Origin of the sequence: Stutzerimonas nitrititolerans, from assembly GCF_003696285.1 — a bacterium.
In the GTDB taxonomy this organism is placed as follows: domain Bacteria; phylum Pseudomonadota; class Gammaproteobacteria; order Pseudomonadales; family Pseudomonadaceae; genus Stutzerimonas; species Stutzerimonas nitrititolerans.
Genome location: NZ_RFFL01000012.1, coordinates 47,491 through 73,922 on the forward strand (window position 1 = coordinate 47,491; position 26,432 = coordinate 73,922).

The window sequence follows — 26,432 nt, forward strand, 5'->3', positions numbered from 1 at the left end:
GGCAAGGCGCGGGACGCAGGCAATGGTGGTTCCCTTGCCAAGTCCCGCAACGCCGCTTGGCGATATTTGCCGCGCAACCCGAAGGGCCGGGCCTGTGTTTGCGCGATGCGGCGTTTCTCGTCGCTTATTTGAAACGACCAAACTTCGCTCCTCGTGCCTTGCCTCGCGCAAAAACAGGCTCCGGCGCGGACGCGATGAAACGGGAACAGGCCCTAGCCGCAACCCGGCTGGCTTCAACCTGCCCGCTCAAAGCACCTCGCCCTTGTCCCACAGCCGCACCAGCTCGCCAGGGGCCTGCTCTTCGGGTATCCGCAACACCATTTCGTCGTCCTGCTCGTGTTCGCGATAGCGCAGCTCGATCTGGTAGTAGCGCTGATCGCCGCGCCCACTGACGCCGCTCGCCAGAGGCAGGCAGCCTTCCAGCACCGAGCAGATCTGCCCGCGCTGCTGCTCGCTGCACTGGGCAAACTCGATCTCCCGCGGTCGGCTGAGCGCCTGTATCGCTGCCACGCCCCCCTGCCGCGAAAGCCGCAGAGTGGTGTCGTCGCCCAACTTCGGTAGCTGTTTCATGTTCATTGAGCCTCCTCAGATTGCTGTGACACCGACATCCGCCCAGGCCTGCTCGACAGCCTGCCGCTCGGGGCTCGACACACCGAAGCGATTCGCTGCGTTATCCAGGGTCAACCGGGCAAACGCCACGAAATCCGCGTCGTTGGCCAGGCGCCGGTCGCAAAGGGTGTCATACCAGATGTGCCCGGCCCTCTCCCAGGCATGGCCGCCCAGCGCCATCGCCAGCAGGTAGAACGCATGGTTGGGAATGCCGGAATTGATGTGTACCCCGCCGTTATCGTCGCGCGTATCGACGAAATCGCGCATGTGGCCGGGCTGCGGGTCCTTGCCCAGCAAGGGGTCGTCATAGGCTCTGCCGGGGTTGGCCATCGAGCGCAGGGCCACGCCCTGGACCTTCTCGGTCAGCAGGTCGGCGCCGATCAGCCAGTCGGCCTGGTCCGCCGTCTGCCCGAGCGAGAACTGCCGGGTGAGCACGCCGAACACATCGGACACGGATTCGTTCAGCGCGCCGGACTGGTTGAAATACACCAGCCCCGCCTCGCTTTCGGTGATGCCGTGCGCCAGCTCGTGGGCCACCACATCCAGCGACCGGGTGAAGCGCTGGAAGATCTCGCCGTCGCCGTCACCGAACACCATCTGCGCACCGTTCCAGAAGGCGTTCTCGTAGCCTTCGCCGTAGTGCACCGTCCCGACCAGCGGAAAGCTCCGGTTATCGATCGAGTCCCGGCCGAATGCCTCCCAGAAGAAGGCGTAAGTAGTCCCCAGCGCCTCGTAGGCTTCGTCCACGGCATCGTCGCCGGTCGGCGGCTGGCCCTCGGTGCGGACTTCCTTTCCAGGCAACTGCATCAGCCGCTGGGCGTCATGGACGCTGCGCAAGGGCTGTCCGGGCCGGCCTCGCTCCGCCAGCAGCGTATTGCCCGGTCGCTGACGCGGCGGGCCGGGGTTGGGCAACAGCTGCTGCACGTGGGCCAGCGTGCCCAGCGCGCACTGACGCTGGTGCTGCGAACCGTTCCTGATGATGCGGTCGAGAATGTAGGGCGGAATGAATCCTTGTAGTGCGGGCATCTCTGCGTACCTCTGCGAGGCGCGACGTCTGCGCCTGGTGAACGGGTTCTGTTCTGATCGAATCTGCCGCCTTGCGTTTCTTCTGCCCTCCGGTTTCTTTCGGCCGGTATCAAGCCGCTTGCCCCCGGCCCTGTCACTCACCCTATAATTCGGCGCTTTTTCCGCTATTGAACCGGAGAACCACAATGCTGAAGCGCACCTTGGCAGCCGTTGCCGGCCTTGCCGTTTCCCTGACTATTGTCACTTCACACGCTGCCGAAACGCTGCGGGTGTCCGCCATTCCCGATGAAGCCCCGACCGAACTGATCCGCAAGTTCAAGCCGCTGGGCGAATACCTCGAACAACAGCTGGGCATGCCGGTGAAGTTCACTCCGGTTTCCGACTATGCCGCAGTGGTCGAATCCCTGGCCTCCGATCGTCTCGACCTGGCCTGGCTGGGCGGTTTCACCTTCGTGCAGACCCGCCTGAAGACCGGCGATGCGATTCCTCTGGTACAGCGCGAGCAGGATGAGCAGTTCACCAGCAAGTTCATCACCGCCGACCCGGACGTGCAGTCGCTGCAGGACCTGAAAGGCAAGACCTTCGCCTTCGGCTCCGTCTCCTCCACGTCCGGCAGCCTGATGCCCCGCTACTTCATGATCAAGGACGGCATCCAGCCCGAGCAGTTCTTCAAGCGCATCGCCTATTCCGGCGCCCATGACGCCACCGCCGCCTGGGTCGAGGCCGGCAAGGCCGATGCCGGCGTGCTCAACGCCTCGGTATGGGACAAGCTGGTCGCCGCCGGCAAGGTCGACACCGACAAGGTTCGGGTGATCTCCACCACGCCGCCTTACTACGACTACAACTGGACGGTACGCGGCAACCTCGACCCGGCACTGGTCGAGAATATCAAGGCGGCCTTCCTCGCCCTCGATCCGGCCAACCCCGAGCACAAGGCCATCCTCGACCTGCAGGCCGCCAGCCGCTTCATCGAGACCAAGCCGGAAAACTACGAGGGCATCGAGGAAGCTGCTCGCGCAGCCGGCCTGCTCAAGTAATGCCGGTCCCTGTCCTCGGATGAGCACCTTCGCCGCTGCCTCGGTACAGGATGACCGGCGCGCCATCGAATCGAACCCGGCGTTCAGCCTGTCCGGCGTGGGCCATACCCACGCCAGCGGGCAAACGGCGCTGTCGGGGATCGATATCCAGGCCGCACAAGGCGAACGCATCGCCATCATCGGTCCGTCCGGCGCAGGCAAGACCACGCTGCTGCGTCTGCTGGCGACCGGGCTGAAGCCCGACCGCGGCCAGCTCTCCCTGCTCGGCGAACAACCGTGGGGTGAAGGCTCATTCAGGCTTCGCAAGCTGCGTGCGCGTATCGGCCTGGTCCATCAGGCGCCGCCGCTGCCGCCGCGCCAGCGAGTCGTCACCGCGGTGCAGGCAGGACGCCTGGGGCGCTGGTCGCTACCCAGAAGCCTGCTCAGCCTCATCTACCCGCTGGACCGCAGCGGCGCGGCCGAAGCGCTCGCCCGACTGGACCTGTCGGACAAGCTCTACGTGCGCTGCGACCAGCTTTCCGGCGGCCAGTTGCAGCGCGTCGGCATCGCCCGGATGCTCTACCAGCAGCCGGAACTGATCCTGGCCGACGAACCGGTTTCGGCCATGGATCCGGTGCTGTCCGATCACACGCTTGGCCTGCTCAACCAGGAGGCGCAACGCCGCAACGCCACGCTGGTGGCGAGCCTGCACGCGGTGGACCTGGCGCTGGCGCATTTTCCACGCATCATCGGCTTGCGCGCCGGTCAAATCCTGTTCGACAAACCGGCCGAGGCGCTACGACCCGAAGAGCTGACGGCACTCTATGCCAACGAGCAACTGGAACAGCGCCCCGCGGAACCGGTCGCATCCCAGGTGCCGAACCTCCCTCGATGCTGACCTCCTCGCCTGCTCAACGCGATCCCGCGGCTTTTCCACGATTGCTGACGCTGGTACTGGCGCTGGCGTTGCTGTGGCCCGGGCTGAAGCTGAGCGAGCTGGATATCGGCGTGCTCTTCGATGGCAGCAACGCGGAGACCATGGGCATCTTCCTGTCCGGTTTCTGGCCCCCCGAGCACGGCAGCGAATTTCTCGCGCTGCTGTTGCAAGCCACGCTGGAAACCCTCGCCATCGCCACAGCCGGCATGGCGCTGGCATTGGCGGTGGCGCTGCCCTGCGCGCTTGTCGCCACCCGCGCCCTGTCGGTTTCCGCACTTATCCGCGGCGGTCGCCCCGCCTGGTGGAGCCGTGCGGGGCGCTGGCCGGTTCGCGGTTTGCTGATCGTGCTGCGCAGCGTGCCGGAAATCGTCTGGGCGTTATTGTTCGTGCGTGCGGTGGGCCTCGGTCCGACCGCGGGGGTGCTGGCCATCGCCATCACCTACGCCGGCATGCTCGGCAAGGTCTATGCGGAAATATTCGAATCGGTGGACCCACTACCGGCCCGTGCGCTGCTGGGTGCCGGCGCCTCGCGGCTGCAGGCCTTCTTCTATGGTGTGCTCCCGCAGGCCACCTCGGAGATGCTGTCCTACAGCGTCTACCGCTGGGAGTGCGCCATCCGCGCCTCGGTGGTGATGGGCTTCGTCGGCGCCGGCGGGCTTGGCCAGCAAATGGATCTCTCCATGCGCATGTTCGCCGGAGGCGAAGTGGCGAGCATGTTGCTGACCTTCCTGCTGCTGGTGTTGCTGGCCGACCTGCTCAGCCGCCTGCTGCGCTGGAGGTTCGCATGAAGCTGCTGTCGCGCCTGTTGATTCCGATGGCCCTGATCGCTGCGGTGATCGCCTCGTTCGCATTCCTTCAACTGGAGGCCAGCGCGCTGTTAAGCCCGCAAGGGCTCGGGCAGATGGCCGATTACGCCGCCGGCTTCATGGCGCCCGACCTGTCGCCGGTGCACCTGCGCGCCATCGGCTACGGCGCGCTGGAAACCCTGGCCATGTCGGCCATCGGCACCTTGCTGGCGGCGCTGCTCGGCCTGCTGCTGGCGCTGCCCGCGGCGAATCGCTTCGGCGCCGTCGCCCAGGCGATTTCGCGGCTGCTGCTCAATGCCCTGCGCGCGATTCCGGAACTGGTCTGGGCCGCACTGATGGTACTGGCCGCCGGCCTTGGCCCCAATGCCGGCACCCTGGCGCTGGCCCTGCACACCGCCGGCGTGCTGGGACGGCTGTTCGCCGAGGCGCTGGAAAACACCCCGGCCGCACCCACCGAAGCGCTGCGCATGGCCGGCAGCGGGCGCATCGCGGCGTTCTGCTACGGCACCCTGCCGACCATCTGGCCACAACTGGTGGCCTACATCCTGTACCGCTGGGAAAACAACATCCGCATGGCCAGCGTGCTGGGCTTCGTCGGGGCCGGCGGCCTGGGCCAGATGCTCTACATGAGCCTCAGCCTGTTCCAGGAAGCCCAGGCCTCGACGGTCATCCTGGCGATGCTGCTGATGGTACTGGCGGTGGACAGCCTCAGCGGCTGGGCGCGCCAGCGCTGGGTGCGTGGCTGAACGGCCTCCGAGCCCCCCAGTAACGTTTGACTTTTGCGGAGCAGTTCACCGAACATTCCTTGATATCACTTAGCCATCATCAAGGATCGATCGAGTGCCAGCCTTCCTGCGCAAGTTTTCCCTGCTGGCCGGCCTCGGCGGGTTGATCGTCATCCTCCTCGACCCTTTCGGTCTCACCAGCGCGACCGACGCAGCTTCCGCCCGCCTGTTGAACCAGCTCCTGGCCAACGGCTACGACGAGGGCGCCCGGCAACGCATCGCCGTCGTCCTCATCGACGACGATTACCTGCGCCAGCGCGACAGCCACTGGCCGTTGCCCTACGCCGAACAGAGCAAGCTCTTTCGCCAGTTGCTGGCCTACCGCCCCGCCGCCGTGATGGTGGACCTGATGTACAGCTACGACCATTCACAGGGTCGCGGCAACGACAGCAGCCAGTTGCTGAGCAATGTTTTCGAGCGCTATCAGGACGCGGCCATCCCCTTGTACCTGGCCAGCATGGGCACGGCGGACATCCCCACGCTGTCCGAGCTTGCCGCCGCCAGCCAGCCGGCTTTGGTGAGCTGGAGCGGCTATCAGGACCAGTACCCCCTGGCTGCGGAAACGAACATAGGCTGGATGGACAGCGCCGCCTTCGCGCTGTACCGCGCCCATTGCCGCCGGCACGCCTGCGGTCCGCTGCCGGAAACGCCGATACTGGCCGGCGCGGAGCCGCCGATGGCGCTGCAATGGGGGCGTGGTCTGCCGCGAGAGCAGCGCCACGTAAGCGACATGAGTGAGCACACGGCAGAACATGGCGCCTGGCGCCAGGCCCTGGAACAGGTGCTGCAGGCCATCTTCTGGCGGATCAGCCGCCCCGCCGAAACACTGCATCCCTATCACCTGACCATCACCGCCAGCACCCTGGCCACCACAGTGCCCGAGGAAAAGGACCTGCTGCGCGAATTGCTGGCCGACCGCCTGGTACTGGTCGGCGCAGATATCGCCTCCGCCAAGGACCGCACCCTCTCCCCTGTCCACGGCCAGTTGCCGGGCGTCTATGCCCATGCGATGGCGCTGGACAACCTGCTCCAGTACGGAATGGATTACTTCAGTACGCCGCCTACCGTATTCGACACCGAGATCGACGTGCTCGACCTGTTCGAAATGGCGTTCGTGCTCTTCGTCCTCTGGTTCCAATCGCGCAGCCGGCGCGGCATCGCAATCCCGCTCTGCACGGTTGCGCTCCTGTTCGCGCTCAGCTGGCTGCTCTACACGCTGCGCATCACCCCGGTGAACATCCTCGGCCTTCTGCTGCTGATCGGCCTGCTGCTGCCTGGACAACAGGCCGACGAGCCGCCACGCAACATCTGGCGCTAACAACTTTCGTGAAAGGAGTCCCCATGCATAAACCCTTCATCGTGCTCTTCGGCCTGTTGCTCGGCGGTATCGGCCACGCTGCCGAACTGGCCGTGGTGCAGTACGTCAGCGATCCGGTCGCCCTGCTGGACGAAACCGGTCGGCTCCTGCGCAAGCAGCCGCGCACCGAACTGCCCGCCACGCCGCTGGCGGCGCTGCAGTGGAACGAAGACCTCGAACTGGTGCAGGTCGAGATCGACGGCCAGCGCGTCTGGCTCGACGGCGTCGACGTTCGGCTGAACGAGGGCAAGACCGTTCCCATGCCGTGCGCCAGGCTGCCCAGGGGCAAGGCCGAAAGCGCCACCAACCTGTCCACCATCGGCTATGGAGCAGGCTGTGCGAAACCCTGACGTAAAGACCTTGCTGCTGGCCATGCTGGTGTCCGCACTGCCCGGCTGCGCCACGCTCCAGGGCGCCCCGGACGCGATCATCAACCTCGCCGGCAAAAGCACCCAGAGCAATTTCCAGGGCAAATACCTGGAACAGGAGGAAGTGCGCAGGCACTTCGCGCTCGACCGCCAGCACGGCCAGAACCTGCGCCTGAGCTACGATGGCCGCAGCCTGCCGGCCAACGAGATCCGCCAGCAGAACCTGGTGGTGATCCCCGCCCTGCAAACCTACCTGCAGAGCATCGTCGTGCGGCTCGGCAAGGGCTGGCCCGGGGAACTGCCGCCCCTGCAGGTGAAAGTGATCGACAGCTACACCTTCGGCCCCTCGGCCGATCCCTACGGCAACCTGTTCGTGCCCCTGGGCATGCTCGAAGGCGTGGAAAGCGAAGACGAGATCGCCGCCATGCTGGCCCATGAAATGAGCCACGTGCTGCTGCGCCATCACGACCGGCGACTGGCCTTCGACCAGCAGCGCGAACTGCTCACCAACATCGCCACCACCGCCGTGATCGCCGCGACGGTGGCCGACACGCGGCTGCAGCGCGGCGCCTCGCAATGGACGCTGATCAGCAAGGACCCGCAGGCCACCCAGAAGGTCATCGGCGACACGGTGCTCTATACCGCGCTGGCCAACACCTTCTCGGACAACGTCTGGAACACCGCATGGGGCCGCGCCCAGGAAGACCAGGCCGACCTGCTCGGCACCGACCTGCTGGTCAAGGCCAACTATGCACCGCGGGGCGCGAGCCACAGCCTGCAGCGGCTTGAGGACTTCCAAGGCAAGCAGAAGCCGGTCCTCGGCAGCTTCCTCCAGGCCCGCAAAGGCGCCATGCAGGATTCGCTGAAGCGGCTCGACCTCAACAGCTTCACGCAAGAGATCGATACCTTCCTCAACCAAGGGCTGGCGACCACGGTCACCGCCGTGGGCGAGCACCTGACGCGCTCGCACATGTCCGCGCAACGCCGCGATACCGATCTGCGCCAGTACCTGCAGCGCGAGTACGACGAGCAACGCTACGGCCGGGTCGACAAGCGCAGCTGGCGCAAGGTCCGCGACAACCCGACGGTGAAGGCCTCGCTGGAAGCCTACCGCAATGCCTATGGCGCCAACGAGGCCCTGGGCCAGAAGAACCTGAAGGATGCCCGGGCGCTCGCCCAGCGCGCGCTTCGCTCGCCGGTGGCGAACCAGCCCGGCATACGCCGCAGCCTGTTCAACGTGCACATGGCGGCCGGCGAAAGGAAACAGGCGCTGGCCCAGTTGAAGGCGATCAGCGACTGGTCGCTGGCCGGTCCCGGCGTCTACGAACAGCTGATCAACCAACACCTGGGCAGCGGCAATGAGGATGCGGCGCTCACCGCCATCGAGCAGGCCGAGCGCCACCTGGGTTCGGAGGAGCTGTTCATCGTCGAGAAGATGCTGGCCAACAAGCTGAAACGCAACGAAAGCGAATTCCGCGTGCTCGGCGAGAAATGCAAGGAAATGCCCAACCGCAAGGACGTGTGCAAGAAAGTGGCGTGAGCATGATCGCTACAGCTCGAGCACAACGCCCCATTTCAGTGCAGGGCAGGCCGCGAACCGCGCTCCTGCACCAGGACCCAGGGCGCGATCACCACGGCCCACAGGTCCGGGTCGCGGGCCTGCCAGTCCTGCGCCTGCTCGACTTCGAGCCGGCCAAGCTGGCCGCTCGCCATCCATTGCGCCACCTTGTCGCCGTCGTCCTGAGCCACGGCCAGCGCGGCTTCGACCAGGTCACAGTCGCCTGCCACCTGCAACAAAGCGCCACGCGCAAAAAAGGGTTGCAGTTCCTGCCAGCTGATCGCCGCGGTTTCGCCTAGCAACTTGGCATAGAGAGTGCCTGCTTCTTCGGTCATGGGGGCTCACTCGATTCGAAAGGCGACATGATAGCGGTCGCAGAGCCCTCATCAAACGAATCGATGCCGGCTGTGCAAATAGGCGATGACGCTTCTACACTGTGCCGGTACAGTTGCCGCATCGTTTGAGGATGTTCGTCCCTTAACGAGACTGCAGCCAGCAGATTCCAACAATAATGAGTCAACGGAGCGCATATGAAGACCAACCAGCGTCTTTCCAAACTTTTCCTGGCCATCGCTTTGACCGGAGCGGCCAGCTACACGCTTGCCGCCGATAACATTCGCATCGCCTTGGCCGGTCCCGTCACGGGCCCTGTCGCGCAGTATGGCGACATGCAGTTCATCGGCGCGCAGATGGCCATCGAGCAGATCAACAAGGCCGGCGGCGTGAATGGCCAGCAGCTCGAAGGCGTGGTGTACGACGATGCCTGCGATCCCAAGCAGGCCGTGGCCGTGGCCAACAAGATCGTCAATGACGGCGTCAGCTTCGTCGTCGGTCACCTGTGCTCCAGTTCGACCCAGCCGGCTTCGGACATCTACGAAGACGAAGGCATCCTGATGGTTACCGCGGCGTCCACCAGCCCGGACATCACTTCTCGCGGCTATGAATTGATCTTCCGCACCATCGGCCTCGACAGCCTGCAAGGCCCCACCGCCGGCAACTTCATCGCCGACAACGTCAAACCGAAAAACGTCGCCGTGATTCACGACAAGCAGCAGTACGGCGAAGGCATCGCCACGGCCGTCAAGAAGACCCTGGAAGACAAGGGCGTCAAGGTCGGGCTGTTCGAGGGCGTCAATGCCGGCGACAAGGACTTCTCCTCGCTGATCGCCAAGCTCAAGCGCGAGGGCGTGGATTTCGTCTATTACGGCGGCTACCACCCCGAGCTGGGCCTGCTGCTGCGTCAATCGAAAGAGAAAGGCCTGGACGTGCGCTTCATGGGCCCTGAAGGGGTCGGCCATACCGAGATCACGGCGATCGCCGGCCCGGCTTCGGAAGGCCTGTACGTCACCCTGCCGAAATCCTTCGATCAGGACCCTCGCAACCAGCAACTGGTCGAGGCCTTCAAGGCGAAGAAGCAGGACCCGAGCGGCCCGTTCGTATTCCCCTCCTACGCTGCGGTACAGGTGATGGCCGAAGGCATCGAGAAGGCCGGCAGCACCGACACCGACAAGGTGGCCGAAGCCCTGCGCAGCAACACCTTCGACACGCCCACCGGTCAGCTGTCGTTCGACGAGAAAGGCGATCTGAAGGACTTCAACTTCGTGGTCTACGAATGGCACCAGGACGGCAGCAAGACCGAAGCCAAGTGACCTGAACGACCATGATCGAAGCCCACGGTACCCTCTGTGGGCTTTGTTTTAGCTGATCGGGGCTGACCCGGCCACAAGCGATGGGCGCCCCAGCGACACCTTCACCAAGCGAGTGGCCTGCACAGCGGGCCCGCCTCGAACTGGCGTGTGCGCGATCCGCACGCGGCCCTTGGCACTGCATTCTCCGTGCAGCGTGTTCGAAGCAGGTCCGCCTCGGCGGCCGAGCACTGGATGCTGGGTGTTCAGGAGAGATGTGATGCCTGAGCTTTACCACTACTTTCAACAGCTGATCAACGGTCTGACCGTTGGCAGTACCTACGCCTTGATCGCCATCGGTTACACGATGGTCTACGGCATCATCGGCATGATCAACTTCGCCCACGGCGAGGTGTACATGATCGGCTCGTATGTCACCTTCATCGTGATCATCGGCCTGTCGATGATGGGGCTCGATGCATTGCCGATCTTGATGATCGGCGCCTTCGCCGCTGCGATGATCGTCACCAGCGCCTACGGCTACAGCATCGAACGGGTAGCCTATCGACCCTTGCGCGGCAGCAACCGGCTGATTCCGCTGATCTCGGCGATCGGCATGTCGATCTTCCTGCAGAACCTCGTGCTGCTGGCCCAGGACTCCAAGGACAAAGCCATTCCCAACCTGATGCCGGGCAATCTGGTATTCGGCGAAAGCTCGATGAACGGCGTGGTCGTGTCCTACATGCAGGTCCTGATCTTCGTCGTCACCATCGTTGCGATGCTCGGCCTGACGTTCTTCATCAAGCGCTCGCGCCTCGGACGTGCCTGTCGTGCCTGCGCCGAAGACCTGAAGATGGCCAACCTGCTGGGCATCAACACCAACGGCATCATCGCCCTGACCTTCGTCATCGGCGCCGCCCTGGCCGCCGTGGCAGCAGTGCTGATCAGCATGCAGTACGGCGTGATCAACCCCCACATCGGCTTCCTCGCCGGCATCAAGGCGTTCACCGCCGCGGTGCTGGGCGGCATCGGCAGCATTCCCGGCGCCATGCTCGGCGGCCTGGTGCTGGGCGTGGCCGAAGCCTTCGGCGCCGACATCTTCGGCGACCAGTACAAGGACGTGGTGGCCTTCACCCTGCTGATCCTGGTCCTGCTGTTCCGCCCAACCGGCATCCTCGGTCGTCCGGAGGTGGAAAAGGTATGACTCGCAACCTGCGTACAGCCTTCTTCAGCGCCTTGCTGGTCATCGCCGTCGCGGTGCCCATCTTCGGTCTGAAGCTCACCACCGTCGGCATCAGGCTCGAAGTTCACAACGGCGATGCACTGACCTTCTGGACCATCGCGGCCTGCGCCGTGGCGATGTTCGTCTGGCAACTGTTCCGCACCCGCCTGGCAGCGGGCTGGGCGGCCAGCCCCAGCCTGCCGGCCGTGCCCGCCGGCGCCGGCAACTTCCTCACCCTGCCGTCCACCCAGCGCTACATCATCATCGCTCTGGTGCTGCTGGCGCTCGTATGGCCGTTCTACGCCTCGCGCGGCGCGGTGGACATCGCCACGCTGATCCTGATTTACGTGATGCTCGGCCTCGGCCTGAACATCGTCGTCGGCCTGGCCGGCCTGCTCGATCTGGGTTACGTCGGTTTCTATGCGGTCGGCGCCTACACCTATGCGCTGCTGTCGCATTACTACGGTTTCGGCTTCTGGCTCAGCCTGCCGATCGCCGGCGCCATGGCGGCATTGTTCGGCTTCCTGCTGGGCTTTCCGGTGCTGCGGTTGCGGGGCGACTACCTGGCCATTGTGACCCTGGGCTTCGGCGAGATCATCCGTCTGTTGCTGCGCAACATGACCGACCTCACCGGCGGCCCCAACGGCATCAGCGGCATCGACAAACCGACCCTGTTCGGCCTGACCTTCGACCGCCGCGCGGCCGAAGGCATGCAGACCTTCCATGAGTTCTTCGGGCTGGATTACGCCTCGATCAACAAGGTGATCTTCCTCTACCTGATCGCCCTGCTGTTGGTGCTGCTGACACTGTTCGTGATCAATCGGCTGCTGCGCATGCCCATCGGCCGGGCCTGGGAAGCATTGCGCGAGGACGAGATCGCCTGCCGTGCGCTGGGCATGAACCCCACGGTGATCAAGCTTTCGGCCTTCACCATCGGCGCGACCTTCGCCGGTTTTGCCGGCAGCTTCTTCGCCGCGCGCCAGGGGCTCGTCTCACCGGAATCCTTTACCTTCATCGAATCGGCCATCATCCTCGCCATCGTCGTGCTCGGCGGCATGGGATCGCAGTTGGGAGTGATTCTCGCCGCCATCGTGATGATCCTGCTGCCGGAGCTGATGCGTGAGTTCAGCGAGTACCGCATGCTGATGTTCGGCGCCATGATGGTGCTGATGATGATCTGGCGCCCGCAGGGCCTGCTGCCCATGCAACGCCCCCACATGGAGCTGAAACGATGAGCCGCCCGATTCTCGAAGTACGCGGCCTGACCATGCGTTTCGGCGGCCTGCTGGCCGTGAACGAAGTAGCGCTGCGCGTTGACGACAAACAGGTGGTTTCCATGATCGGCCCCAACGGCGCCGGCAAGACCACCGTATTCAACTGCCTGACCGGCTTCTATCAACCCACCGCCGGCGAGATTCTGCTGGACGGCGAGGCGATCCAGGCCCTGCCCGGGCACAAGATCGCCCGCAAGGGCGTGGTTCGTACTTTCCAGAACGTCCGCCTGTTCAAGGACATGACCGCCGTGGAAAACCTGCTGGTCGCCCAGCATCGGCATCTGAAAACCGGCTTCATCGCTGGTCTGCTGAAGACGCCGGCGTTCCGCAGGAGCGAACGCGACGCGATGGATTTCGCCGCGCACTGGCTGGAGCAGGTGAACCTCACCGACGTCGCCAACCGCCCGGCCGGAACCCTCGCCTATGGCCAGCAACGACGACTGGAAATCGCCCGCTGCATGATGACGCGCCCGCGCATCCTGATGCTCGACGAGCCTGCCGCCGGCCTCAACCCGCGAGAGACCGAAGACCTCAAGGCATTGATCGCCATGTTGCGCGATGAGCATGGCGTCACGGTGCTACTGATCGAACATGACATGAAACTGGTGATGAGCATTTCCGACCACATCTATGTCATCAACCAGGGCACCCCCCTGGCCAACGGCTCTCCCGAGCAGATCCGCAACAATCCGGATGTGATCAAAGCCTATCTGGGGGAGGCGTGAGCATGCTGACTTTCGAAAACGTCTCGACCTTCTACGGCAAGATCCAGGCCCTGCACAACGTCGACATGCAGGTCCAGCAAGGCGAAATCGTCACTCTGATCGGTGCCAACGGCGCGGGCAAATCCACCCTGCTGATGACGCTCTGCGGTTCTCCACAGGCGAGCAGCGGCAGCATTCGCTTCCAGGGCGAGGAGCTGGTGGGCCAACAGACCTGCGACATCATGCGCAAGGCGATTGCCGTGGTACCGGAAGGCCGTCGGATATTCGCCCGGCTGACGGTGGAGGAAAACCTCTCCATGGGCGGTTTCTTCACCGGCAAGGCGGACTTCGAGCAACAGCTCGACCATGTGCTCGAACTCTTCCCACGCCTGAAGGAACGCTACCAGCAGCGCGGCGGCACCATGTCCGGTGGCGAACAGCAGATGCTCGCCATCGCCCGCGCGCTGATGAGCAAGCCCAAGCTGTTGCTGCTCGACGAGCCTTCGCTGGGGTTGGCGCCGATCATCATTCAGCAGATCTTCGAAATCATCGAACAGCTGCGCAAGGATGGCGTGACGGTGTTCCTGGTGGAGCAGAACGCCAACCAGGCGCTCAAGCTCGCCGACCGCGGCTACGTGCTGGAAAACGGCCACATCGTGATCCAGGGCAGCGGTGAAGAACTGTTGAGCGATCCGCGGGTACGCGACGCCTATCTGGGAGGCTAAGCAACAAAAAAGCGCCGGAGGCTGGACGAAAAACTCGTTCGGCCTCCGGCGCTTTTCATTGGCTCACGTCATGCCTTGGGCAGGGTCACACCACGCTGGCCCTGGTACTTGCCGCCACGATCGCGATAAGACACTTCGCACTCCTCGTCGGACTCGAGGAACAGCATCTGCGCCACGCCCTCGTTGGCGTAGATCTTAGCCGGCAGCGTGGTGGTGTTGGAGAACTCCAGCGTCACGTGCCCTTCCCATTCCGGCTCCAGCGGCGTGACGTTGACGATGATGCCGCAGCGGGCATAGGTGCTCTTGCCCAGGCAGATGGTCAGCACATTGCGGGGGATGCGGAAGTACTCGACCGTGCGCGCTAGGGCGAAGGAGTTCGGCGGAATGATACAGACGTCGCTTTTCACATCCACGAAGCTCTTCTCGTCGAAGTTCTTCGGGTCGACGGTGGCCGAGTTGATGTTGGTGAACACCTTGAATTCATCGGCACAGCGCACGTCGTAGCCATAGCTGGATACGCCATAGGAGATCAGACGCTCGTTACCCTCGGTGCGCACCTGGCGCTCGACGAAAGGTTCGATCATGCCCTGCTCCAGGGCCATCCGGCGAATCCACTTGTCCGATTTGATGCTCATGACGGGCGTCCTGATTGTGCTGATTGATCATTGAAGAAGGCGTGCATCTTACCGGCCCCGCGTAGCCTGTTCAAAGCCCGCAACCTGGGACCGTGCGCCGCTACCAGCGGGCGCCTGGCAGAAACTGAAAATAATGCTCGCTTTGCTGCGCAAATGCGGTATCTTGCGTTGGCTGCTGCTGCATGTGTCACCGTGAATCGCTACATGTTTAGATTTCGATCCGATCATTGCTACGACTCCTTTAACTCCTTGCACACAGTCACCGTTCGGGGTATTTGCCCGTTCAAACCAAATCTACATTGTTCAAGGAGACATTAAATGTCTAACCGCCAAACCGGTACCGTTAAGTGGTTCAACGATGAAAAAGGCTTCGGCTTCATCACTCCGCAATCCGGTGACGACCTCTTCGTTCACTTCCGTGCCATCCAGGGTGAAGGCTTCAAGAGCCTGAAAGAAGGCCAGCAGGTCTCTTTCGTCGCCACCCGTGGTCAGAAAGGCATGCAAGCTGAGGAAGTTCAGGTTATCTAACCTGTGCTTCTCTGAAAAAACCCCGCTTCGGCGGGGTTTTTTTTATGCCTGCGGTTTGGGATGCTGGAAAAGCGCCAAATGCATCCACCCGGCCATTGAGGCTTGCATCGTTCTCGGTACCGATGACGCGGTGGATAAGCTTCGCGTTATCCACCCTACGCTCCGGCCGTTGCTCGATCAGTCGTCGGATACCACGATGTTCGGCATCGACTGGGCGATGATCTGCCCACTTTGCGAGATGCGCGCCCCGACGGTACGAGCCACTTCCTGGTAGATCATGGCGATCTGGCTTTCCGGGTCGGCGATGGTCGTCGGCTTGCCGGCATCGGCCTGGCTGCGGATGGCCATGGACAGCGGCAGCGACGCCAGCAGATCGACGTTGTACTCATCCGCCAGTCGCTCGCCGCCTCCTTCGCCGAACAGATGCTCGGCATGGCCGCAGTTGGAGCAGATGTGCACGGCCATGTTCTCCACCACGCCCAGCACCGGAATGTTCACCTTACGGAACATCTCGACGCCCTTCTTGGCGTCCAGCAGCGCCAGGTCCTGCGGCGTGGTGACGATCACCGAGCCGGTCACCGGCACCTTCTGCGCCAGGGTCAGCTGGATGTCACCGGTTCCAGGCGGCATGTCCACCACCAGGTAGTCGAGATCCTTCCAGGCGGTCTGGGTGATCAGTTGCAGCAGCGCACCTGACACCATCGGGCCGCGCCAGACCATCGGCGTCTTGTCGTCGGAGAGAAACGCCATGGACATCAGTTGCACGCCATGCGCCTCCAGCGGCAGGAACCATTTCTGGTCGCGAATCTCCGGCTTGGTCCCCTCGGGAATACCGAACATGATGCCCTGGCTCGGCCCGTAGATATCGGCATCCAGCACGCCGACCCGCGCGCCCTCGCGGGCCAGTGCCAGCGCCAGGTTGGCCGCCGTGGTGGACTTGCCCACCCCGCCCTTGCCGGATGCCACCGCGATGATGTTCTTCACGTTGGCCAGCGCCGGCACCTGGTCCTGCGCCTTGTGCGGCTTGATCACGCAATCGACCTGTACGTCCGCGCGGCTCACGCCATCGAGCTGCTCGATGGCCATGGCCAGCGTCTGTGCCCAGCCACTGCGAAACAGTCCGGCCGCGTAGCCGAGTTCGAGCTGCACGCTGACGCGCTCGCCCTGTATCTCGATCGAACGCACGCATCCGGCGCTGACCGGATCCTGGTTCAAATGGGGGTCGGTGTACTGACGCAGTACCGCTTCCACAGCTTCACGGGTGACGGGCATGACTACTCCAAGGAAAGACCGAGTAAAACAGGAGGCCATATTAACAGCAGCGACAACGCCGGCGCGCGCCCTTGCGACATCCCGTCCTCACTGCCCGGCGGTGGCCTGCATGTGGTCGCTTCCTTTATAGTTGCGGACTTCTCGTTCTACCGGTGCAGCCATTTCCATGTCCGAAGCTCGTCAGATCCTCGTTACCAGCGCCCTGCCCTACGCCAACGGTTCGATCCACCTTGGCCACATGCTGGAGTACATCCAGACGGACATGTGGGTACGCTTCCAGAAGCTGCGCGGCAACCAGTGCATCTACGTCTGCGCCGACGATGCCCACGGCTCGGCGATCATGCTGCGCGCGGAGAAGGAAGGCATCACTCCGGAACAGCTGATCGCCAACGTTCAGGCCGAACACAGTGCCGACTTCGCCGATTTCCTGGTGGATTTCGACAACTTCCACTCCACCCATTCCGAGGAAAACCGCGAGCTGTCGGAGCTGGTCTACGGCAAGCTGCGCGATGCCGGGCATATCGCCACCCGCTCGGTGACCCAGTATTTCGACCCCGAGAAGGGCATGTTCCTCGCCGACCGCTTCATCAAGGGCACCTGCCCGAAATGCGCCGCTGAAGACCAGTACGGCGATAACTGCGAAAAGTGCGGCGCGACCTACGAGCCCACCGACCTGAAAGACCCGCGCTCGGCCATCTCCGGCGCGACACCGGTGCTGCGCGACTCCAAGCACTTCTTCTTCAAGCTGCCCGAGTTCGAGGCCATGCTCAAGGAGTGGACCCGCAGCGGTACCCTGCAGGATTCGGTGGCGAACAAGATCGCCGAATGGCTCGACAGCGGCTTGCACGAATGGGACATCTCCCGCGATGCGCCCTATTTCGGCTTCGAGATTCCCGACGAGCCGGGCAAGTACTTCTATGTCTGGCTCGATGCGCCGATCGGCTACATGGCCAGCTTCAAGAACCTCTGCGCGCGCCGCCCGGAACTGGACTTCGACGCCTTCTGGAACAAGGACTCCAGCGCCGAGCTGTACCATTTCATCGGCAAGGACATCATCAACTTCCACACCCTGTTCTGGCCGGCGATGCTCGAAGGCGCGGGCTTCCGCAAGCCGACCGCCGTCAACGTGCACGGCTACCTGACGGTGAACGGGCAGAAGATGTCCAAGTCGCGCGGCACCTTCATCAAGGCCCGCACCTACCTCGACCACCTGAACCCCGAGTACCTGCGCTACTACTACGCAGCCAAGCTCGGGCGCGGCGTCGATGACCTTGATCTGAACCTCGAAGACTTCGTGCAGAAGGTCAACTCCGACCTGGTCGGCAAGGTGGTCAATATCGCCAGCCGCTGCGCCGGTTTCATCCACAAGGGCAACGCCGGGGTGCTGGTCGCCGACAACGCCGCACCGGAGCTGACCGATGCCTTCCGCGCCGCCGCGCCGTCGATCGCCGAAGCTTATGAGAGCCGCGATTTCGCCCGCGCCATGCGCGAGATCATGGCCCTGGCCGACCGCGCCAATGCCTGGATCGCCGACAAGGCGCCCTGGGCACTGAACAAGCAGGAAGGCAAGCAGGCCGAGGTCCAGGCGATCTGCGCCACCGGCATCAACCTGTTCCGCCAGTTGGTGGTTTTCCTCAAGCCAGTACTGCCGAACCTCGCCGCCGATGCCGAACGCTTCCTCAACGTCGCGCCGTTGGCCTGGGACGATCACCAGACGCTGCTCGCCAATCATCAGCTGAACGCCTTCACCCCGCTGCTGACCCGTATCGAACCGGCGAAGATCGAAGCCATGGTGGAAGCTTCCAAGGAAGACCTGGCGGCCAGCGAAAGCACTGCACCGACCGGTGGCAACGGCGAGCTGACCAAGGAGCCGCTGGCTGCCGAAATCGCCTTCGACCAGTTCGCTGCCGTCGATCTGCGTATCGCCCTGATCGAGAAATGCGAGTTCGTCGAAGGCGCTGACAAGCTGCTGCGCCTGACCCTGGACATCGGCGATGCCAAGCGCAACGTCTTCTCCGGCATCAAGAGCGCCTACCCGGACCCGAGCAAACTCGAAGGCCGCCTGACCCTGTATGTGGCCAACCTCGCGGCGCGCAAGATGAAGTTCGGTGTATCCGAAGGCATGGTGCTGGCCGCCGGCCCCGGCGGTGAGGACATTTACCTGCTCAGCCCCGACAGCGGCGCCAAGCCCGGTCAGCGGGTGAAGTGACAGTCCAGGCCTTCAACCCCACTTGCTGCCCGCTGTGCGGGCAGCCCAACCAGTGCGGCCAGTGCGAACCGCAGGGCGCCGATCAGCCCTGCTGGTGCTTCAGCGCCATCATCGCGCCGGATGCTCGCCAACGGATTCCCAGCGAGGCACGGAACAAGGCCTGTCTCTGTGCGCGCTGCGCCCGCGGCGAGTCATCCCCTGATAGCTGATGCGCCTCGACCGCTTCCTCGCCAACCTGCCTCATTGCAGTCATCGACAAGCCCGCCTGTTGCTGGCGTCGGGACAGGTGCAAGTGAATGGCCAGGCGGTACGCGACGGCACCTGCGATATCCGCGTGTTCGATCATGTGTCGCTTGAAGGCCAGACGCTACAGGCAGGCAAGGCCGCGCGCTTCATCATGTTGCACAAACCGACCGGCTGCGTCAGCGCCACCTCCGATCCCCAGCACCCGACGGTTCTCGACCTGCTCGACGAGCCGGACAAGGCCGAACTGCATATCGCCGGTCGCCTGGACTTCAACACCACCGGGCTGCTGATCATCACCAACGACGGCCTCTGGTCCCGCCGCCTGACCCAGCCCGAGAGCCTGCTGGGCAAAACCTACCGGGTGGAAACCGAAGACCCAATCGATCCCATCTGCATCGAACGCTTCGCCCAAGGCCTCTACTTCCGCTTCGAAAACCTTACTACCCGCCCCGCTCAGCTCGAAATCCTAGGCCCGCACCTGGCCCGACTGACCTTGCATGAAGGCCGCTACCACCAGGTCAAGCGCATGTTCGGCCACTTCAACAACAAGGTCACCCGCCTGCACCGCGAGCGCATGGGCCCGCTGACATTGGACCCGCAACTCCAACCCGGCCAATACCGCGCGCTGACGCCGGCAGAAATCGCACTGACCTGAACCTTTCAGCGAAAACCCGGCCAACCGCTTCAATTCCCACCCACCTTCTGGTACAAAGGCACCCCTGAGCGGGCGTCGTATAATGGCATTACCTGAGCTTCCCAAGCTCATGACGAGGGTTCGATTCCCTTCGCCCGCTCCAGATACCTTAAGCTAAAGCCCTGTTTTTACAGGGCTTTTTCATTTCTGGCTTTTGGTGGTGTCGAAGAAGTGTCGAAAAGGTCCAGCAGCAAGGGCTGAATCAGACGGACGAAAGCGCCTGGATGACGTGCTTCGGATCGTTATGAATGGCGCGCAGAAGAGCCTTAGCCGGCCCAGTAGGTTCGCGTCGGCCTTGTTCCCAGTTACGCAGCGTACCCAGTTGAACATCGATCATGGCCGCGAACTTGGCTTGAGTCAGCCCGGTCGCCTTGCGGATATCTTTCACCTGTAGCGAGTCGACGACGAACTCACGCGATGGCTGACGTTCGCCACGATGAATTTCGTCCATCTGCTGGACGCTTTCCAGAAGGTCTTCGAAGAATTCGCTCATGGTGATTACCTCCAACGCTCGATGATTTGCTTGAGCACCTTGCGCTCGTCCGCTGTCAGGTCATCCTTCTCGTTCTTCGGATAGATCAACAGCAACGCGAGAAGTATCATTGCGATTACGCTCATGAAGCTACTCCCACCAAACCTTTTACCCTAGCGATTTTCGGACAGAAGTAACAAAGGAGGCAAAGGAATGGAATAGTGCTCAGGGCAATCGTAAGACCTGAGAGTAATCGGTTTGGTGGATAGTACCTCTATGAGAATTAGCATCCATGCCACTGGGAAGTGCTGAAGCCTTCGCGACCATGGATTAATTTTTTATTACAGAACGCATATCTATCCTTAGATTGCAGCAAGGGAGCGGGCGGATGATTCTTAGAGTGGTAAAAGGTCGCCACCAAGAAAAGCGGCCAATAACCAACTAGCCAGAAAGAAGAAGCATACTGCTTCACCCAGTAATTTATGAACCCTGCTGCTAACGTGGTTATAGAAAAATATCCATACACAAACGCTCGCCGCAGCAGCTACCAAAACGTATCCCGCCCACAAAGTATCACCGGAGAGAGAGAAATTCAGACGGCTAGCTTTGAGCTCAACCCTCCCGCTATCAGCCATGGTCAGAGCGACGTTTACTAGCAGCGTCAGGAACGCCAAAACCACTACTCTGAGCAGTAAAAGCTCCTTAGAGGAGAGCCTTCGGAACAACTGAATATTTCGCGTCTCACTTGCTTCGAGTTCGGGACGGCGAAAGCCTTTACCTTGATACATAACGTCTTCCTTGAGCAAACCATACGACGCCGAAGATACGTCTTGGCGGCGATGCGCATACTAGCGACGGCCAAGCGGTGTCGAGAAAATGTCGAAAGCACTGTGACAGATTACGCCGAAACGAGCAGGGCAATCAGCCCGAAACCGCACAACGACACACTTAAAGCCGAAACGACACACTAAGCAAAAAGGGTTCGAGTTCGACTCCCTTCGCTCGCTCCAGAAATCTCAAATTAAATCCCTGTTTTTACAGGGCTTTTCTTTTCTGGCGTCTAGTGATATCAATAAGTACGTATCGCCCGCAAGGCAGGCCACTGACCTACTCGCCCCGCTTGCCCTGCCTAAGTTCGAATCCACGAACGATCACATAGGCAATAAGCGCAAAGATGAAGAACACCAGCAGCATCCAGGCGATGCCTTGCAGTGTTTCGACGATGGTGCGATAGACCTCTAGGGTCCAGCGGGCGGCGTTCAGTTGAACGACACTCGCTTCTTCGGTGTTTGGAGTGATGTACCGCTCCAGCGCCCAGATGCGGCCGCCGCCGGAGATACCGACGACGTAGATGGCGAAGGTGATGTAGCGATGCCAGGCAAAGCTCAGCTCTTCGGAGACGAGTCGCGTCAGGATGCTGCCGATGGGCTTGTCGAAGAATCGCGTTGCGATGAAGCAGACCAGTGCCGAAACAGCGAGGGTGACGACCAGTAGCCAGATGAACATTCGGTTTTCCTTGTACCCGGGCCCCGACTATAAACGGACATCGAGCGGCGCAGTCACCGATGAAAAGGACAGCACCACCCCAGCCGGGGTGGTGCTTGCGGTGAGTTCGATCAGCCGGCGTGGTATTCCTTGTCGGCCGCTTCGAAGCGTTGCTGAATGGATGCAGCCGGCTCCTTGCCCATCAGGCTGACGATGTAGATCGCGATGCTGGCGAACAGGAAGCCGGGGATGATTTCGTACAGGCCCAGGCCGATGAATTCTTTCCAGACCACCACGGTAATGGCGCCAACCAGCATGCCGACCAGTGCGCCGTTGCGGGTCATGCGCTTCCACAGCAGCGAGATCAGCACCACCGGGCCGAAGGAGGCGCCGAAGCCGGCCCAGGCGTAGGACACCAGTCCCAGCACCTTGCTGTCGGGGTTGGAGGCAATACCGATCGCGATCAGCGCGATCAGCAGGACCATACCGCGACCGACCCAGACCAGCTCGCCTTGGGACGCGCCCTTGCGCAGGAACGCCTTGTAGAAGTCCTGGGTCAGCGCGCTGGAACTCACCAGCAGCTGGGCGCTGAGCGTGCTCATCACGGCGGCGAGCACGCCGGAGAGAATCACGCCGGCGACCCAGGGGTTGAAGAGGATTTTCACCAGTTCCATGAAGACCCGCTCGCCGTTCTCGGTCACAGCACCGGCCTGGGACGGGTTGTCGGCGAAATAGGCGATGCCGAGAAAGCCTACGGCAACGGCCCCTGCCAGGGTGAGGATCATCCAGGTCATGCCGATGCGGCGAGCGTTGGGAATGGTGCTCACCGAGTCGGCTGCCATGAAGCGAACCAGAATGTGTGGCTGGCCGAAATAACCCAGCCCCCAACCCAGCAGCGAAATGATGGCGATGAAGGAAAGCCCCTTGAACATGTCGAAGTTCGACGGGTCTTGGGCAGCGATGGTTTCCATTGCCGCTCCCATGTCGCCGAGCGCGAGGATCACGAACAAGGGCGTGATCAGCAATGCGAAGATCATCAGTGTCGCCTGCACGGTGTCGGTCCAGCTGACCGCGAGGAAGCCACCGATGAACACGTAGAGAATGGTCGCGGCGGCGCCCACCCAGAGGGCAGTGCCGTATTCCATGCCGAAGGTCGACTCGAACAGCCGCGCGCCGGCCACCACGCCCGAGGCGCAGTAGATGGTGAAGAACACCAGGATCACCAGCGCCGAGAAGATGCGCAGCAGGCGGCTGTGGTCTTCGAAACGGTGGCTGAAGTAGTCTGGCAGGGTCAGGGCATTATGGTTGTGCTCGGTGTGTACCCGCAGGCGTCCCGCGACGAACAACCAGTTCAGCCAGGCTCCGGCGATCAGGCCGATGGCGATCCAGCTTTCCGAAAGGCCCGCGACGAAGATGGCGCCGGGCAGCCCCATCAGCAACCAGCCGCTCATGTCCGAAGCGCCAGCCGACAAGGCGGTGACGAAACTGCCGATACTCCGCCCGCCGAGGATGTAGTCATCGAAGTTCTTGGTGGCGCGGTAAGCGGTGAAACCGATGAGAATCATCGCAGCGATGTAGATCACGAAGGTGATCAGGGTCGGATTGCTCATTTTTGTTGGGTCCTTTTCCTAAGGTCTTGCCTCACCACCCCTTGCCGGTAACGCCTGACCGGACGGCAGAAGCTCTAGGACGACAAGGATAGCCTGTCGCCAGGATCCCTGCCCACGAACCGGAGATTTTGCAAACGCCGATTCGCTTCGTGTGAGCCTTGGACAGACCCTATGCCGGCTTCTGTGGTCGGAACAGAAACAACGCGTGCATCGACACCGTCCTGTTCACCCGAGGAGGCTTCCAATGAGCGTTCAGATCGACACCACGACCGGCACCTGCTCCGTCGTCATCGGCGAGACCACCTATCGCAGCGCAATCATGGATGTACGCATCACCACCGATCCGCAGGTGCGCATGGACCTGCTGCACATCGACGGTGCCAGCGTGCATGTCGCCGCGGATGAAGCTGAGCATCTGATCGCCGCTGGCGCCATCGATGACCGCTCGCTGCTGGTGGCCGACGACTGAAATATCCGCCGAGGGACACCGCTCGCGCTACGCATGACGCGGTACACGGACCGAGACTGCCAGCACCGCATTCGCCGCCGCGCATGCGCGCAGCCACAAGCACCGGCCAGTCACGCACATCGCTGCCGTCACATGCCAGGCTGACGGCGGCTACTCGCCATTGAAATCATTCGCACAAGACCAATCTAAGGGTCATGTATCGATATTGGGTGCTGCATGAACGACGAGATCAATCAGGACTTCGAGCCCGACGCCTCCACCGGGCTGGTGCTACCGGACCAGAATCTGCCGGACAAGCTCTACATCATCCCGATCCATAATCGGCCCTTCTTTCCCGCGCAGGTGCTGCCGGTCATCGTTAATGAAGAGCCCTGGGCGCAGACGCTGGAGTTGGTCGGCAAGACGCCGCACCAGCGTCTGGCGCTGTTCTTCATGGACACGCCGGCACAGGATGCGGCCCACTTCGATCCCGACAGCCTGCCTGAGCACGGCACCATGGTGCGCGTGCACCACGCTTCCCGCGAAGGCGGCAAGCTGCAATTCGTGGCCCAGGGCATCGCCCGGGTACGCATCCGCGGCTGGCTGCGGCGCAAGCCGCCGTACCTGGTGGAAGTCGATTACCCGCAAAGCGACGAGGACCCGCGCGACGAGGTCAAGGCCTATGGCATGGCCCTGATCAATGCGATCAAGGAACTGCTGCCGCTCAATCCTCTGTACAGCGAGGAGTTGAAGAACTACCTCAACCGCTTCAGCCCCAACGATCCCTCGCCCTTGACCGACTTCGCCGCGGCCCTGACCACCGCGCCCGGCAGGGAGCTGCAGGAAGTACTCGACAGCGTGCCGGTGCTCAAGCGCATGGAGAAGGTACTGCCGCTGCTGCGCCGGGAAGTCGAGGTCGCCAAGCTGCAGAAGGAGCTGACCGGCGAGGTCAATCGCAAGATCGGCGAGCGCCAGCGCGAATTCTTCCTCAAGGAACAGCTGAAGATCATCCAGCAGGAGCTGGGCATCACCAAGGACGATCGCAGCGCCGACGCCGACGAATTCCGCTCGCGGCTGGAAGGCAAGGTGGTGCCGCCCGCAGCGCAGAAGCGCATCGACGACGAACTGACCAAGCTCTCGGTGCTGGAAACCGGCTCGCCCGAATATGCCGTCACGCGCAATTACCTGGACTGGGCCACGTCGATGCCCTGGGGCGTCTATGGCGAGGACAAGCTGGACCTGGCGCATGCGCGCAAGGTGCTTAACAAGCACCATGCGGGGCTCGACGACATCAAGAGCCGCATCATCGAGTTCCTCGCCGTCGGCACCTTCCGGGGTGAGATTTCCGGCTCCATCGTGCTGCTGGTGGGGCCACCCGGGGTCGGCAAGACCAGCATCGGCAAATCCATCGCCGAGTCGCTGGGCCGGCCCTTCTATCGCTTCAGTGTCGGCGGCATGCGCGACGAGGCGGAGATCAAGGGCCACCGGCGCACCTACATCGGCGCCCTGCCCGGCAAGCTGGTGCAGGCGCTGAAGGAAGTCGAGGTGATGAACCCGGTGATCATGCTCGACGAAGTGGACAAGCTCGGCAGCAGTCACCAGGGCGACCCGGCCTCCGCGCTGCTGGAAACCCTGGACCCGGAACAGAACTTCGGCTTCCTCGACCATTACCTTGATCTGCGCCTGGATCTGTCCAAGGTGCTGTTCATCTGCACCGCCAACACGCTTTATTCGGTGCCCGACCCGCTGCTGGACCGCATGGAAATTGTGCGCCTGTCCGGTTACATCACTGAGGAAAAGCTGGAGATCGCCAAGCGCCATCTCTGGCCCCGCCAGCTGCAGCGGGCCGGCGTGCCGAAGAATCGCCTGACTATCAACGATGCGGCCCTGCGGACGCTGATCGAGGGTTACGCCCGCGAAGCCGGCGTGCGCCAGCTGGACAAGCAGCTCGGCAAGCTGGTGCGCAAGGCGGTGGTCAAGCTGCTCGACGAGCCGGACAGCACCATCAAGATCGGTCCCAAGAGCATCGAAGGCTACCTGGGCCTGCCGTTCTGGCATCCCGAACAGCTGCTCAGCGGGATCGGCGTGGTCACCGGCCTGGCCTGGAACAGCATGGGCGGCGCGACACTGCCGATCGAGGCGACCCGCATCCATACCCTCAACCGGGGCTTCAAGCTGACCGGCAAGGTCGGCGACGTGATGAAGGAATCCGCCGAAATCGCCTACAGCTACGTGAATGCGCACCTGAAGGAGTTCAAGGGCGACCCGGCCTTCTTCGACCAAGCCTTCGTCCATATGCACGTACCCGAAGGCGCGACGCCCAAGGACGGCCCCAGCGCCGGTATCAGCATGGCCAGCGCGCTACTGTCGCTCGCACGCAACCAGGCGCCGAAGAAGGGCGTGGCGATGACCGGCGAGCTGACCCTCACCGGCCAGGTGCTGGCCATCGGCGGCCTGCGCGAGAAGGTGATCGCCGCGCGACGCCTGAAGCTGTATGAGCTGATCATTCCGGACTCGAATCGCGGCGACTTCCAGGAACTGCCCGACTACCTCAAGGAGGGCCTGACGGTGCACTTCGCCAAGCGTTTCAGCGATGTGATCAAGGTGCTCTTCTGATATAGGTCAGTTCCGCTAACTCACCCTCTGTGTGATCGTTCCCACGCTCTGCGTGGGAATGCGCCTCTAGATGCTCTGCGCCTGAAAAGGACGCAGAGCGTCCCGCTCTTGTACCCACACGGAGCATGGGCACCGTCAAGGAACAGAAAAGACTCCGATGCTTGGGCTTGCACGACAAGGCCCGCTATCCTTGCCCTTTCGTATT

27 protein-coding genes and 1 tRNA gene are annotated in these 26,432 nt (G+C 62.6%); 19 read left to right on the forward strand and 9 right to left on the reverse strand.

From position 1 onward, the window contains the following. Nucleotides 1-246: 246 nt before the first annotated feature. Both EA795_RS15235 and EA795_RS15240 read right to left on the reverse strand, forming a co-directional pair. Nucleotides 247-570 carry a protealysin inhibitor emfourin gene (locus EA795_RS15235; protein ID WP_043942729.1) on the reverse strand — a complete coding sequence of 108 codons (324 nt, stop codon included), beginning with the start codon at nt 568-570 and terminating at the stop codon, nt 247-249. Nucleotides 571-585: 15 nt separating this feature from the next. Beyond that, on the reverse strand, nt 586-1,635 hold the full coding sequence (locus tag EA795_RS15240) for a M4 family metallopeptidase (protein ID WP_122078239.1): 1,050 nt from the start codon (nt 1,633-1,635) through the stop codon (nt 586-588). 185 nt (nt 1,636-1,820) lie between these two features. On the opposite strand from EA795_RS15240, the gene EA795_RS15245 reads away from it, so the two are divergent. From EA795_RS15245 to EA795_RS15275, 7 genes are all read left to right on the forward strand, one after another. Beyond that, nucleotides 1,821-2,672, forward strand: coding sequence for a putative selenate ABC transporter substrate-binding protein (locus tag EA795_RS15245; RefSeq protein ID WP_122078241.1), 852 nt, complete (start codon nt 1,821-1,823; stop codon nt 2,670-2,672). A 19-nt stretch (nt 2,673-2,691) separates the two neighbouring features. After that, the gene (locus tag EA795_RS15250; protein WP_205891495.1) at nt 2,692-3,549 is read left to right on the forward strand and encodes a phosphonate ABC transporter ATP-binding protein; all 858 of its coding nucleotides are present in this window, start codon (nt 2,692-2,694) and stop codon (nt 3,547-3,549) included. Continuing rightward, nucleotides 3,543-4,376: a PhnE/PtxC family ABC transporter permease gene (locus EA795_RS15255; protein WP_122078242.1), complete on the forward strand. Its 834-nt coding sequence runs from the start codon at nt 3,543-3,545 to the stop codon at nt 4,374-4,376. The genes EA795_RS15250 and EA795_RS15255 overlap by 7 nt, the downstream gene beginning before the upstream one ends. Continuing rightward, the gene (gene phnE, locus EA795_RS15260; RefSeq protein WP_122078244.1) at nt 4,373-5,140 is read left to right on the forward strand and encodes a phosphonate ABC transporter, permease protein PhnE; all 768 of its coding nucleotides are present in this window, start codon (nt 4,373-4,375) and stop codon (nt 5,138-5,140) included. The genes EA795_RS15255 and phnE overlap by 4 nt, the downstream gene beginning before the upstream one ends. A gap of 94 nt (nt 5,141-5,234) precedes the next feature. Then, complete coding sequence (locus tag EA795_RS15265; RefSeq protein WP_122078245.1) at nt 5,235-6,497, forward strand: CHASE2 domain-containing protein; 1,263 nt, start codon at nt 5,235-5,237, stop codon at nt 6,495-6,497. A 23-nt stretch (nt 6,498-6,520) separates the two neighbouring features. After that, entirely contained in the window at nt 6,521-6,886 is a 366-nt protein-coding gene (locus EA795_RS15270; RefSeq protein ID WP_058078075.1) for a hypothetical protein, read from the forward strand. Then, the gene (locus EA795_RS15275) at nt 6,861-8,444 is read left to right on the forward strand and encodes a M48 family metallopeptidase (RefSeq protein WP_122078247.1); all 1,584 of its coding nucleotides are present in this window, start codon (nt 6,861-6,863) and stop codon (nt 8,442-8,444) included. Before EA795_RS15270 ends, EA795_RS15275 begins: the two co-directional genes overlap by 26 nt. 35 nt (nt 8,445-8,479) lie before the next feature. Here the strand turns inward: EA795_RS15275 and EA795_RS15280 are convergent, their stop codons facing one another. Further along, nucleotides 8,480-8,797, reverse strand: a complete 318-nt coding sequence (locus EA795_RS15280) for a DUF2288 domain-containing protein (RefSeq protein ID WP_122078249.1) — start codon at nt 8,795-8,797, stop codon at nt 8,480-8,482. 195 nt (nt 8,798-8,992) lie between these two features. On the opposite strand from EA795_RS15280, the gene EA795_RS15285 reads away from it, so the two are divergent. From EA795_RS15285 to EA795_RS15305, 5 genes are all read left to right on the forward strand, one after another. Beyond that, on the forward strand, nt 8,993-10,111 hold the full coding sequence (locus EA795_RS15285; protein ID WP_058073673.1) for a branched-chain amino acid ABC transporter substrate-binding protein: 1,119 nt from the start codon (nt 8,993-8,995) through the stop codon (nt 10,109-10,111). 256 nt (nt 10,112-10,367) lie between these two features. Next, complete coding sequence (gene livH / locus EA795_RS15290; protein ID WP_014851875.1) at nt 10,368-11,291, forward strand: high-affinity branched-chain amino acid ABC transporter permease LivH; 924 nt, start codon at nt 10,368-10,370, stop codon at nt 11,289-11,291. Next, nucleotides 11,288-12,544, forward strand: a complete 1,257-nt coding sequence (locus EA795_RS15295; protein WP_014851874.1) for a high-affinity branched-chain amino acid ABC transporter permease LivM — start codon at nt 11,288-11,290, stop codon at nt 12,542-12,544. The genes livH and EA795_RS15295 overlap by 4 nt, the downstream gene beginning before the upstream one ends. Next, a complete protein-coding gene (livG, locus tag EA795_RS15300) occupies nt 12,541-13,308 on the forward strand; it encodes a high-affinity branched-chain amino acid ABC transporter ATP-binding protein LivG (RefSeq protein WP_014851873.1) in 768 nt (255 codons plus the stop codon). The genes EA795_RS15295 and livG overlap by 4 nt, the downstream gene beginning before the upstream one ends. 2 nt (nt 13,309-13,310) lie before the next feature. Next, on the forward strand, nt 13,311-14,012 hold the full coding sequence (locus tag EA795_RS15305; RefSeq protein WP_014851872.1) for an ABC transporter ATP-binding protein: 702 nt from the start codon (nt 13,311-13,313) through the stop codon (nt 14,010-14,012). A gap of 68 nt (nt 14,013-14,080) precedes the next feature. Here the strand turns inward: EA795_RS15305 and dcd are convergent, their stop codons facing one another. Continuing rightward, complete coding sequence (dcd, locus tag EA795_RS15310) at nt 14,081-14,647, reverse strand: dCTP deaminase (protein ID WP_014851871.1); 567 nt, start codon at nt 14,645-14,647, stop codon at nt 14,081-14,083. Nucleotides 14,648-14,965: 318 nt separating this feature from the next. On the opposite strand from dcd, the gene EA795_RS15315 reads away from it, so the two are divergent. After that, complete coding sequence (locus tag EA795_RS15315) at nt 14,966-15,175, forward strand: cold-shock protein (protein WP_037040365.1); 210 nt, start codon at nt 14,966-14,968, stop codon at nt 15,173-15,175. Nucleotides 15,176-15,352: 177 nt separating this feature from the next. Here EA795_RS15315 and apbC read toward each other — a convergent pair whose 3' ends face one another. After that, nucleotides 15,353-16,447 (reverse strand): iron-sulfur cluster carrier protein ApbC, encoded by a 1,095-nt coding sequence (gene apbC, locus EA795_RS15320; protein WP_122078250.1) that lies wholly within the window; start codon nt 16,445-16,447, stop codon nt 15,353-15,355. 166 nt (nt 16,448-16,613) lie between these two features. Here apbC and metG point away from each other — a divergent pair, with 166 nt between their 5' ends. The 4 genes from metG to EA795_RS15340 all read left to right on the forward strand — a co-directional run bounded on the left by metG (nt 16,614) and on the right by EA795_RS15340 (nt 19,699). Next, nucleotides 16,614-18,656, forward strand: coding sequence for a methionine--tRNA ligase (gene metG, locus EA795_RS15325; protein WP_122078252.1), 2,043 nt, complete (start codon nt 16,614-16,616; stop codon nt 18,654-18,656). After that, nucleotides 18,653-18,865 (forward strand): cysteine-rich CWC family protein, encoded by a 213-nt coding sequence (locus EA795_RS15330; RefSeq protein ID WP_122078253.1) that lies wholly within the window; start codon nt 18,653-18,655, stop codon nt 18,863-18,865. The genes metG and EA795_RS15330 overlap by 4 nt, the downstream gene beginning before the upstream one ends. After that, nucleotides 18,865-19,557: a pseudouridine synthase gene (locus tag EA795_RS15335; protein ID WP_122078255.1), complete on the forward strand. Its 693-nt coding sequence runs from the start codon at nt 18,865-18,867 to the stop codon at nt 19,555-19,557. The genes EA795_RS15330 and EA795_RS15335 overlap by 1 nt, the downstream gene beginning before the upstream one ends. A 68-nt stretch (nt 19,558-19,625) precedes the next feature. Further along, nucleotides 19,626-19,699 (forward strand) — tRNA-Gly (locus EA795_RS15340). 99 nt (nt 19,700-19,798) lie between these two features. Here the strand turns inward: EA795_RS15340 and EA795_RS15345 are convergent. The 4 genes from EA795_RS15345 to putP all read right to left on the reverse strand — a co-directional run bounded on the left by EA795_RS15345 (nt 19,799) and on the right by putP (nt 23,163). Continuing rightward, complete coding sequence (locus tag EA795_RS15345; RefSeq protein WP_014851866.1) at nt 19,799-20,089, reverse strand: helix-turn-helix domain-containing protein; 291 nt, start codon at nt 20,087-20,089, stop codon at nt 19,799-19,801. Between the two features lie 374 nt (nt 20,090-20,463). Further along, nucleotides 20,464-20,856, reverse strand: coding sequence for a hypothetical protein (locus EA795_RS15350; protein WP_014851863.1), 393 nt, complete (start codon nt 20,854-20,856; stop codon nt 20,464-20,466). 319 nt (nt 20,857-21,175) lie between these two features. Next, on the reverse strand, nt 21,176-21,574 hold the full coding sequence (locus EA795_RS15355; RefSeq protein ID WP_014851862.1) for a hypothetical protein: 399 nt from the start codon (nt 21,572-21,574) through the stop codon (nt 21,176-21,178). A 110-nt stretch (nt 21,575-21,684) separates the two neighbouring features. Then, nucleotides 21,685-23,163: a sodium/proline symporter PutP gene (gene putP, locus EA795_RS15360; protein ID WP_014851861.1), complete on the reverse strand. Its 1,479-nt coding sequence runs from the start codon at nt 23,161-23,163 to the stop codon at nt 21,685-21,687. A gap of 244 nt (nt 23,164-23,407) precedes the next feature. Between putP and EA795_RS15365 the strand changes: the two genes are divergently transcribed. Continuing rightward, nucleotides 23,408-23,632, forward strand: a complete 225-nt coding sequence (locus EA795_RS15365; protein WP_122078256.1) for a DUF3203 family protein — start codon at nt 23,408-23,410, stop codon at nt 23,630-23,632. Between the two features lie 216 nt (nt 23,633-23,848). Next, on the forward strand, nt 23,849-26,227 hold the full coding sequence (gene lon / locus EA795_RS15370) for an endopeptidase La (RefSeq protein ID WP_122078258.1): 2,379 nt from the start codon (nt 23,849-23,851) through the stop codon (nt 26,225-26,227). The last annotated feature ends 205 nt before the right edge of the window (nt 26,228-26,432 follow it).